Source organism: Pseudorhodoplanes sp., assembly GCF_035565795.1.
In the GTDB taxonomy this organism is placed as follows: Bacteria; Pseudomonadota; Alphaproteobacteria; order Rhizobiales; family Xanthobacteraceae; genus Pseudorhodoplanes.
Genome location: NZ_DATMRV010000030.1, coordinates 26,259 through 35,825, shown reverse-complemented (window position 1 = coordinate 35,825; position 9,567 = coordinate 26,259). Strand labels below are relative to the sequence as shown.

At 64.9% G+C, this 9,567-nt stretch carries 9 protein-coding genes and 1 pseudogene; 6 read left to right on the top strand and 4 right to left on the bottom strand.

Annotated elements, in window-relative coordinates; genetic code table 11:
- Positions 1–425: pseudogene (locus VNZ93_RS02790) on the top strand (hypothetical protein); the annotation flags it as partial.
- A 4-nt stretch (positions 426–429) separates the two neighbouring features.
- On the opposite strand, the gene VNZ93_RS02785 reads toward VNZ93_RS02790, so the two are convergent.
- Together VNZ93_RS02785 and VNZ93_RS02780 are read right to left on the bottom strand one after the other, a co-directional pair.
- Positions 430–1,455, bottom strand: a complete 1,026-nt coding sequence (locus VNZ93_RS02785) for a hypothetical protein (RefSeq protein ID WP_325699752.1) — start codon at positions 1,453–1,455, stop codon at positions 430–432.
- A gap of 142 nt (positions 1,456–1,597) precedes the next feature.
- Positions 1,598–2,737, bottom strand: coding sequence for an MFS transporter (locus VNZ93_RS02780; protein WP_325699749.1), 1,140 nt, complete (start codon positions 2,735–2,737; stop codon positions 1,598–1,600).
- Between the two features lie 176 nt (positions 2,738–2,913).
- Between VNZ93_RS02780 and VNZ93_RS02775 the strand changes: the two genes are divergently transcribed.
- Complete coding sequence (locus VNZ93_RS02775; protein ID WP_325699746.1) at positions 2,914–3,567, top strand: AzlC family ABC transporter permease; 654 nt, start codon at positions 2,914–2,916, stop codon at positions 3,565–3,567.
- Entirely contained in the window at positions 3,560–3,871 is a 312-nt protein-coding gene (locus VNZ93_RS02770; RefSeq protein WP_325699743.1) for an AzlD domain-containing protein, read from the top strand. Before VNZ93_RS02775 ends, VNZ93_RS02770 begins: the two co-directional genes overlap by 8 nt.
- A gap of 9 nt (positions 3,872–3,880) precedes the next feature.
- On the opposite strand, the gene VNZ93_RS02765 is transcribed toward VNZ93_RS02770, so the two are convergent.
- Positions 3,881–5,434, bottom strand: a complete 1,554-nt coding sequence (locus tag VNZ93_RS02765; RefSeq protein ID WP_325699740.1) for an AAA family ATPase — start codon at positions 5,432–5,434, stop codon at positions 3,881–3,883.
- A 110-nt stretch (positions 5,435–5,544) separates the two neighbouring features.
- Between VNZ93_RS02765 and VNZ93_RS02760 the strand changes: the two genes are divergently transcribed.
- From VNZ93_RS02760 to VNZ93_RS02750, 3 genes are all read left to right on the top strand, one after another.
- Positions 5,545–5,868: an NIPSNAP family protein gene (locus VNZ93_RS02760; protein WP_325699737.1), complete on the top strand. Its 324-nt coding sequence runs from the start codon at positions 5,545–5,547 to the stop codon at positions 5,866–5,868.
- A 70-nt stretch (positions 5,869–5,938) separates the two neighbouring features.
- On the top strand, positions 5,939–7,618 hold the full coding sequence (locus VNZ93_RS02755; protein ID WP_325699735.1) for a thiamine pyrophosphate-binding protein: 1,680 nt from the start codon (positions 5,939–5,941) through the stop codon (positions 7,616–7,618).
- A gap of 61 nt (positions 7,619–7,679) precedes the next feature.
- The gene (locus VNZ93_RS02750; RefSeq protein WP_325699732.1) at positions 7,680–8,348 is read left to right on the top strand and encodes a TetR/AcrR family transcriptional regulator; all 669 of its coding nucleotides are present in this window, start codon (positions 7,680–7,682) and stop codon (positions 8,346–8,348) included.
- 16 nt (positions 8,349–8,364) lie between these two features.
- On the opposite strand, the gene VNZ93_RS02745 is transcribed toward VNZ93_RS02750, so the two are convergent.
- Positions 8,365–9,471 carry a carboxylate-amine ligase gene (locus tag VNZ93_RS02745; RefSeq protein ID WP_325699729.1) on the bottom strand — a complete coding sequence of 369 codons (1,107 nt, stop codon included), beginning with the start codon at positions 9,469–9,471 and terminating at the stop codon, positions 8,365–8,367.
- Positions 9,472–9,567 lie beyond the last annotated feature (96 nt).

Here is a 9,567-nt window from a genome sequence, read left to right as displayed (position 1 = left end):
GCAGTTATACCGAATTGTTTTTCCTCGATGAGGTGACCGCGCTCGCGGCGGGGCATCGCCCTTGTTTCGAATGCCGGCGCGCAGACGCAAATGCATTTGCAGACGCGTGGTCGCGCGCTCGCGGCGGGCGCGCGCGGGCGCCCGAGATGGATGCGGTTCTGCACGGCGAGCGACTGGAAGGACGCGGCAAACGGATCCATCGGTGCGATATCGCCGGGCTTCCGGACGGAGCGATGATCGCGATCGACGGAGTGCCATATGCCGCGCGCGGCGAGCGGCTACTGCGCTGGTCACCTGCCGGTTACGCCGACAGCCAGGAACGTCCCGCTTGCGGCGTCATTGAAATGCTGACGCCGCCATCCATCGTCGCGGTGCTTTGTGAGGGCTATCGTCCGCGCTGGCATGAAAGTGCCAACACCGCGTGATGCGTCAGAACGTGCAGGCCTCTGCCGGCGATTCCTGAAGCTTGAAGGCGCGGTCATCCGAGCCGAGCGTCGCGCCGAACAGCTTGTTCATCGCGCCGCGACGGTCGCGCAGCATGACGTGATCCTTGCCCGCGCGCGTCAGGTAGAAATCCCGCGCCGTGTCCGCATCGATATTGTGTGTGCAGGCATAGGCATATTGATCGGGCGCGCAGGTGGTCGTCTGCTTGAGCACCTTGCCGTTCTTCAGCTCGACGCGGAACACCAGCTTGTAGGCGGGAAACTCGCCGTCTTCGGGCTTTTCGCCTTTGGCTTTCAGCACGGAGATGCGCCGTACGGTCTGCTGCGGATGCGCCTTGAGATGCGCCGCATCGTAGCTGCGGCTGAAGCAGACCGCGTCGTCACGGCCAAGCCGCTCGCGCAACGGCGCGCCGAGCGCGACCCAGGCCGGCTTGCGGCTGTCCTCGAGTGCGCGGCATTGCGCGGCTGGCAGCGGATCAAGCCGGAAGATTTTGTCGTCGGCACCCGGCTTCACGAAATCGCGATTCTCTTCTTCGTCTTCGCTTGCGCCGCAGCCGCCCACCACGACGAAACCGCGGTTCTCCAGAAGCAGCGATTTGCCCGCGTCCTTCAAAAAGAAGCCGCCACCATCGCAGTCGATGCCGCAGCTGACCTTGTCGCCATCGACTGACATGCCGCAATGCAGGCCGTTGAAGAACAAGCCCGGCCGGTCCCGGAAACGTACATAGGCGGTGACACGGATCCCGCCATCGCCATCCTCCGCGACGAGAGTCTCGCGTGTGTCCTGCGGCGTCTCCTTGTTCGGGTCGGGCGTGAAGTCCCGGAACAGATGGAAGGCGGTCACCCGCTGCTTTGGATGCTTCTTCAGATGGGCCGCGTCATAGACCCGTCCGAAGCAAACCTCCTGACCGAGCGGAAGATGCTTCGGCATGGGAGAACTGCGCTCCTGCGCGAACGCGATGCCGGACCATGCCAGAATGAACATCGCGATCAGCGCGGCGCCGGACTTCATTGCGTCTGCCCCCCATGCGTGGTCGCGCGCTCGGCCCGCGACCGTCCGGGATTTGTGTTTCAGGTCCGAGGCGCGGGTCAAGCCCGCTTGCCAGGCCCGCTTGCCAAGCCCGCTTGCCAGGCCCGCTCGAAAGCCCGCTTCGCTAGGCGTCCCGCCAGGCGAAGCGCACCAGCCCCGCCATGATCAGCAGCATGGCCACGATCAGAGCCACGACGCCGGGCCATCCGGTGTTGCTCCAGAGCAGGCCGGGGATGAGGCCGCCGAAGCTGCCGCCGATATAGAACGAGGTGACATAGAGGCCGACCGCGGATGAATTGCCCTCGCGCGCATTGGTGGCGACGAAGCTCTGGCAGCAGACCTGCACGTAGAACCCTGCAGCGGTGATCATCAGCAGCCCGAATACGATGACCGGCAATGAGGGTGCCAGACTCAGCAGGATGCCCCCCATCCAGAATGCCAGCGCGATCAGTCCGAAGTTGCGCCGTCCGAGCGATGACACCAGGCGCCCGGTGAACGGCGCCGTAATGATGCTGCTCAGATAGGTGATGAAGACGGCCCCAATCGCTGCCGTCGACAGGTTGAAGGGCGGCGCCGCCAGCCGGAAACCGAGATAGGTGAAGGCTGCAATGAAGTTGAACATGATGCCGAAGCCGACGCCGCAGGTCGCGACCAGCCGCGGGTTGCGCATATGCGACAGCATCTGGCGCAGCGAAGTCGCGAGCGTCGTGCCGTGCACGAAGCTTCGCTCGCGCGGCAACAGCGCGATCACCACGAGCGCGCAAAGCGCGGTAATCGCAGCATCGGCAAACAGCGCGTTGCGCCAGCCGATCGGTTCGGCGAGGGCCGCCGTCAGCATTCGTCCTGTGAATCCGCCGACCGCGGTGGCGGCGATGAACGTCCCCGTGACGGCGGTCGCTTTGTCGGCCGGCCATTCCGCACCGATATAGGCGACCGACACGGCAAAGATCGGCGGCAGCAACAGTCCCTGCACGAAGCGCCAGAACAGCAGCGCCTCGAGCCCCCCGGAGAACGACATCATCACGCCGGGTATGACGAGAAGCGCGATCGCGATGGCGATCACGAAGCGCCGTCCGAGCACGTCCGCGATCACGCCGGTGAATGGCGCGGTCAGCGCAACCGCGAGCGCATTCACGGTCATGATCTGGCTGATCGCCGCAGGTCCCACGCCAAATTCCGCCGACATCAGCGGCAGGACCGCCTGCGGCGCGTACATGTTGAGCATGGCCGTGAAGCCGGCCGCCGCGATGGCGGCACGAGGCATGGGTCGGAGCATGGAGAGAGGCAAGCAGAGGTGGGTTGCAGCCGCCAAGATTGCTCAGTCGCGTGGCCTTTGCTAGAGCGCGAGACCCCGCTCACGACATGACTTCCATGCAACCGATAGCCGGAGACGGCGGCCCTCCGCCGACCTGGAGCCTTGACGGTGTCCGGGCGGGTGCCATGGCCATGATTCCGGCACTACCGGGCGTTGCGCTGTTCGGCACCGCCTTTGGTGCGCTCGCGGCCGAGCGCGGCCTCAGCGTGCTGGAGGCGGTGCTGATGAGCGGGCTGGTCTTTGCGGGCGTGTCGCAGATCGCTTCCATGGAGCTCTGGTCGCCGCAGGTGACGCCGGCGCTGGTGCTGACCATTGCGTTCACGACGCTGGTCATCAATCTGCGGATGCTGCTGATGGGCGCATCGATGCGGCCCTGGCTTGCGGACGCACCACCCCTGCAGGTCTATCCCGGCCTTTACATCCTGACAGACACCAATTGGGTCTCGACGCTTCGCTATCGGCGCGAAGGCGGCGCCGACGCGGGCTTTCTGTTCGGTGGCGGTCTGATCGTCTGGTTCACCTTCGTGCCGTCCACCGCGATCGGACAGATATTCGGCACTTTGCTCGCAAATCCGCGACCATACGGCGTCGACATGATCCTGCCGCTCTACTTCGTGGCGCTGCTGGCGCCGATGTTCGAGAGCGCGCGCCGCTCGGTGCCATGGGCGATCGCCGGGCTGGTCGCGATCGCAGTCCAGTCCGTGCTGCCGGGCTTCTGGTACCTCATCGCCGGCACGCTCGCCGGCGCTGTCGCCGGAGGTCTGCTCGGCGATGAATGAGATCCTGTCGCATGGCGTTTTCGCCATCATCGCGGCCATGGCCGCGGTGACCGTGTTCACGCGCCTCGCAGGCTATTGGATGATGGGCCGCGTGACGCTGACGCCGCGCGTGATGCGGATGCTGGACGCGCTGCCGGGTTCGGTCGTGGCGGCGCTGATCATGCCAGTGGTCCTCAAAGAGGGCGCATCGGCCGCGGTGGCCATGATTGCGGTGGCGTTGCTGGTGATCTGGCTGCGCAACGAATTCGTCGCGCTCGCATGTGGCATCGCGATCATCGCTGGACTGCGGTTCATGGGCTGGTAGCCTGGATCCTCAGGCCGCTGCGGCCAGCGCCGCCTTTGCGCGCGCAAGCGTGTCCTCCGGTGTGCCGGAGGCATCGACTTCGATCCACTCGATCGTGCCGAGATCGTACTCCGCCTGCCTGCGCGCAATATCGACATCCGCGTCGGATGCGTCGTCGACGCGGCCACCGACGCGCGCAGTCCGCGTCCCGATATCGGCGGTGAGAAACAGGCCGCGAAATTGCACGCCGGCGTCGGTCGCGGCCTTCATCGTATCCTCACGTTCCTGCGCCTTGGCAAAGACCGCATCAGCAATCGCCGAATGGCCCGCGCGCAGGATCCGCAGCGCGCGCTCGTTTATCTTCGCGTAGACCTTTGCAGTCACGACCGGCGTATACGCATGGTCCGGCAGCTTTTCGGTCTCGGGGTGGTTGAAGAGCGCCTTGCGCGTCGTGTCGGAGCGGAGCACGACTGCGCCCGGACTGGGCGGGGTCTCGGCCGCCAGCATGCGGGCGAGCACCGATTTGCCGGTGCCGGACAGCCCGCCGATCGCGATCAGCATCGGCGGCGGCGGTGCAATGAGCTTCGCGGCCAGCGCGAAATAATCCTTCGCGCGTTTCTCGATCGCGGCCTTGTCGTCGGCCGCAGCGTGTTCGCGCTTGGCCGCCGTCACCTTGGCGCGGATCGCCGCGCGCATCGACATGAAGAAGGGCAGGGCGGCAAGCGCGTCCAGGTCGTCGTCGCGCCGCGTTTCGGCAAGATAGCGGTTCAGCACGATGTTGGCGGCACGATGAAGCCCGCGCTCGACCAGGTCCATCAGCAGGAAGGCGAGGTCGTAGAAGACGTCGCCCGATGCGACCAGCGGATCGAATTCGATCGCGTCGAACAGAACCGGTCTGCCCTCGATCAGGACGATATTGCCGAGATGCAGATCGCCATGGCCTCGCTTGACGAGCAACGCCTCGCCGCGCCGGCGCAGCAAAGGCCGCAGCATCGTGAAAGCATTCCGGCTCGCGGCGATCAGATTGTCAGCCTCGTTCTCCGGAAAGAGATCAGGAAATTCGGCGAAGGCTTCTTCGTTCTGGCCGATATAGCCTTCGAGCGCGTCGATCCATGGATCGGCTTCGACCGCGAGCGCGGAACTGTGGGCGGCGGCGACCGATCGGGCGAGTTCGTCCGCGATGCGGTCGTCGATGGAGCCTTCATCGGCAAGATGGTCCAGCGTCGCCCGCTCATCGAACCGGTGCATGTCCAGCGCCCATTCGATCGGCTCGCCGTCCCCGCCGAGCGCGAGCTCGCCGTTCGATTGTTTCGTGATGGGAATAACGCCGCGATAGAGCGCCGGCGCGAACATCCGGTTGACCCGCAACTCCGCCTCGCAGGCGACCTTGCGCTTGTCGAGCGTCGAATAATCGAGGAACGGAAAGCGCACCGCGCGCTTGACCTTTAGCGCCCGGTCTCCCGCCAGGAAAACCACGGCGCCATGCGTATCGATGCGGGTGACCTTGGCGCCGTGATGCGTGGACGGATCGGCCAGAAGCGCGAAGACCGCATCCTGCGATTGCGTCGTGTGGCTTTGGGACATGATCTGTGTGTGAGCCTGTGAAAATGGGCCGGACTTGACCCGCGCGCGTCTGCCTAGAATATGCCAGCGTCGCGCCCGCGGGCGCTTTCGTTTTCACGCGGAGGAATCACGTGCTCATCGATCATCGGACTTACCGTATCAAGCCGGGCGCCATGCAGGCCCATCTCGATATCTACGAGCAATATGGTTTCGCCGTGCAGACCCGTCATCTTGGCAAACCGGTTGCTTATATGTTCACGGAAAGCGGAGAGTTGAACACAATCGTACATGTCTGGGCCTATGACAATGCCGGTGACCGCGAGCAAAAGCGCGCAGCCATGGCGGCGGACCCGGAATGGCAGACCTATTTGAAGAAGAACCGCGAGGCGGGCTATCTGGAGCATCAGGTCACCAAGCTGATGATCCCCGCGAAATTCGCACCCATCATTCGCTAATAGCTTCCTCGTCATGCCCGGCACGCCGCCGGGCATGACTTTGCCTGCACGTTTACAGAGAGACACGACCATGCGCAGCAATGATGGATCGCGGACCGGCGGCGAGATCCTTGTCGACCAACTTGTCGCCCATGGTGTGCAACACGTGTTCTGCGTGCCGGGCGAAAGCTATCTTGCGGCGCTCGATGCGTTCCACGATCGCTCCATTCCGGTCACGATCTGCCGTCAGGAAGGCGGCGCGGCGATGATGGCGGAAGCCGTCGGCAAGGCGACCGGCCGTCCCGGCATCTGCTTTGTCACGCGCGGTCCGGGTGCCACCAATGCGTCGCCCGGTATCCATATTGCGATGCAGGATTCGACGCCAATGATCGTGTTCGTCGGCCAGGTCGCACGCGAGATGCGCGAACGCGAGGCGTTCCAGGAGCTGAATTACCGCGCCGTCTTCGGAACCATGGCGAAATGGGCGACCGAGATTGACGATCCGGCGCGCATTCCGGAGATCGTGTCGCGCGCGTTTCATGTCGCGACCAATGGACGGCCGGGGCCCGTGGTCATCGCGCTGCCGGAGGACATGTTGACCGAGCGCGCGGTCGTCGGTGATGCGCCGGCTTTCGAGCCGGTCGAGACCTGGCCAGGTCTCACCGACATGTCGCGCCTGCAGAAGATGATCTGGGCCGCGCAGCGCCCGATTATGATCCTCGGTGGCAGCCGCTGGTCCGAAAAGGCCTGGGCGGCGACCCAGCGATTTGCCGAACGGTTCGATATTCCGGTGTTCACGACGTTCCGGCGTGGGCATCTGTTCGATCAGACGCACAGGAATTACGGCGGCGATCTCGGCATCGGCCCCAATCCGATGCTGCTGGCACGCATCAAGGCCGCGGATCTCGTGATCCTTGTCGGTTCGCGCATGGGCGAAATGCCGAGCCAGAGCTACACGCTGTTCGAGATCCCGCAGCCGCGGCAGACCTTCGTGCATGTCCATCCGGATGTGAACGAACTCGGCCGCGTCTATCGGCCCCATCTCGCAATCAACGCGTCTCCGACGGCATTCGCCGCGGCTCTCGAAGGCCTGCAGGCGCCGAACACAATTCCATGGGCGGGCGAGGCCAAGTCAGCGCATGACGAATACGTCGCGTTCACGGAGAACGCGACCGACGTGCCGGGCGCCGTCAACCTCGGCGAGATCATGGTGTGGCTGCGCGGCAAGCTTTCGCCGGACGATATTCTCTGCAACGGCGCGGGCAATTTCTCGGCGTGGCTGCATCGCTTCTATCGGCTGCGCCGCTTCAACACCTTTATCGGTCCGACCTCGGGTACGATGGGTTACGGCGTGCCGGCCGCGATCGGGGTGAAGCGGCTCTATCCCGAGCGCAATGTGTTCTGCCTTGCCGGCGACGGCGACTTCCTGATGCACGGGCAGGAATTCATGACGGCCGTGCAATACGACCTGCCGGTCATCATCGCGATCGTCGATAACGGCATGTACGGCACAATCCGCATGCATCAGGAGCGCGAATATCCCGGCCGCGTGATCGCCACCGCGCTGAAGAATCCGGATTTCGCAGCCTATGCGCGCGCCTTTGGCGGGTTCGGTGTCACGGTCGACAAGACTGCCGACTTCGCTGGGGCCTATGACGCGGCGGTCGCCTCCGGCAAGCCGGCGATCATCCATCTCAAGGTCGACCCGAATGCGATCACGCCAGTGAGCACGATCGAGGGGATCCGGGCCAGGGCGCTCGGCGGCAGGTAAGGGCAGCCGAGTGCGGCAAGCGTGCTTGCCCGGATGGCGTGAATCATGATTCACTCCATCCATGCCCTATCGGCGCACCGCGCAGGTTGTCCGCAAGCAGGCCGCCCGACATCAGGCGATCCTGGCCGCTGCCCGCAGCGCTGCCACTGAGGGCGGCATGGCCGCCGTCCAGGTCGCGGCCGTTGCAGAGCGGGCCGGCATCGCGACAGGCACGGTCTATCGGTACTTTCCGTCCAAGACCGAGCTGATCACTGCGCTGATCGGCATCATGGCCGAGCGCGAGGTCGCCGCCATTGCCAAGGCGGGGAAGGCGGCACCCGGCCCGGTGTCGGCGCTGGCCGCATCGATTGCCACCTTTGCCGCGCGCTCGCTTCGCCAGCGCAGGCTGGTGTGGGCCATCATCGCCGATCCGGCCGAAGCCGATGTCGAGGCAGCGCGGATCGCCTTCCGCCGCGCGCTCGCCGACGAGTTTCAGGCGCGCATTGCCGCTGCCATGCAGGCCGGCCACTTGCCCGCGCAGGATCCGCGCGTGGCCGCCTCGGCGCTGGTCGGCGCCTTGCTCGAAGGGCTGGTTGGTCCGCTCGCGCCCGAGACCAACAACGATCCCGTGCAGACACGCGATGCCGTTCAGGCGCTCACGCTGCTGTCGCTGCGCGCGCTCGGCGTCATCGACGCGCGGGCCCGCGGCCTCGTCGTGCAGATCGCTCTGCCGGCGGCAGGCGATCTGTAGCGCCGCCATTGTCGCTTCAACTGACGGTCGCCTCGGCCAGCCATTCGGAAACCTGCCGCAGGCCGTGTTCCGGATTGTCGGCGAATGGCTCGAAGATCGCGATCTGACGATCGGCGGAGGTGCCCTGTTCGACGATGCGCCGGCATTGCAGCATCGCGTCGAGACAGCCGAGCGCTTCGGCGTCCGGTGTCACCTCGGCAATGACGAGTTCAAGCAGGTCCGCGACCGTGATCGATCCGTTGCCGTCGATGCGCGCGAAGCTGCCCCGCACGCCGTAGCGCTGCGCACGCCACTTGTTCTCCAGCACGATCGCGCGCGTGATCGCGTTCATGTTGCGGTTCTGCCTGGGATTGAGCGAGAGACTGCGGGCGACCGCGCGATACAGCGCCGCGATCGCGATCGCATCGTCGACGTTCGTGCAGACATCCGGCGCGCGCAATTCCAGCGTTGGATGCTTGAGCGAGGGCCGCAGCGCCCACCAGATGTAGCTTGCATCCGGCATCACGCCGGCCTGCACCAGCGCGTCGATATAGGCGTCGAATTCCGCCTTGGTCTTGAACAGCTCGGGCAGTCCGGTGCGCGGTAATTCGTCGTACGCCGCGAGCCGATAGCCGAGCAGGCCGGTCGGCTGCGAGCGCCAGAACGGCGATGACGTCGACAGCGCGATGAACAGGGGCACATGCGGCAGCATCCGCGTCATCACGTCGACCCGCATATCAGGCTCGGGCAATTCCACATGCACATGCATGCCGCACAGCATGTTGCGACGTCCGATCATCTGCAGATCGTCCATCACACTGTCATACCGTTCGCCGACCGACTGCCGCGAGCGCTCCCACACCGCAGTCGGGTGCGTGCCGGCGGCAATGATGGCGAGCCCATGCGTCTGCGCAATCGCACCAAGCGTTCGTCGCAGGTCGCGCAGGTCGATCGCCGCCGTCGCCATGTCGGTTTGTGGCGCGGTGACGATCTCGATCTGCGATTGCAGGAATTCGCCGGTGACCTGTTCGCCCAGCGTCGCCTTCGCAGCGGCGAAAAATCCGTCCGGCATCTTGCGAGCGACCGCCATGGTTGTGCGGTCGACCAAAAAATATTCTTCCTCGATGCCGAAGGAATAGGACATTCACACCTCGAAACACGTTCGTTTCGCGCACCGCCGCCTTGGGGGCGCCGGTGTGCAAGACGCACTTAATGCTTCAACGGGGATTCGGGTTCCCGG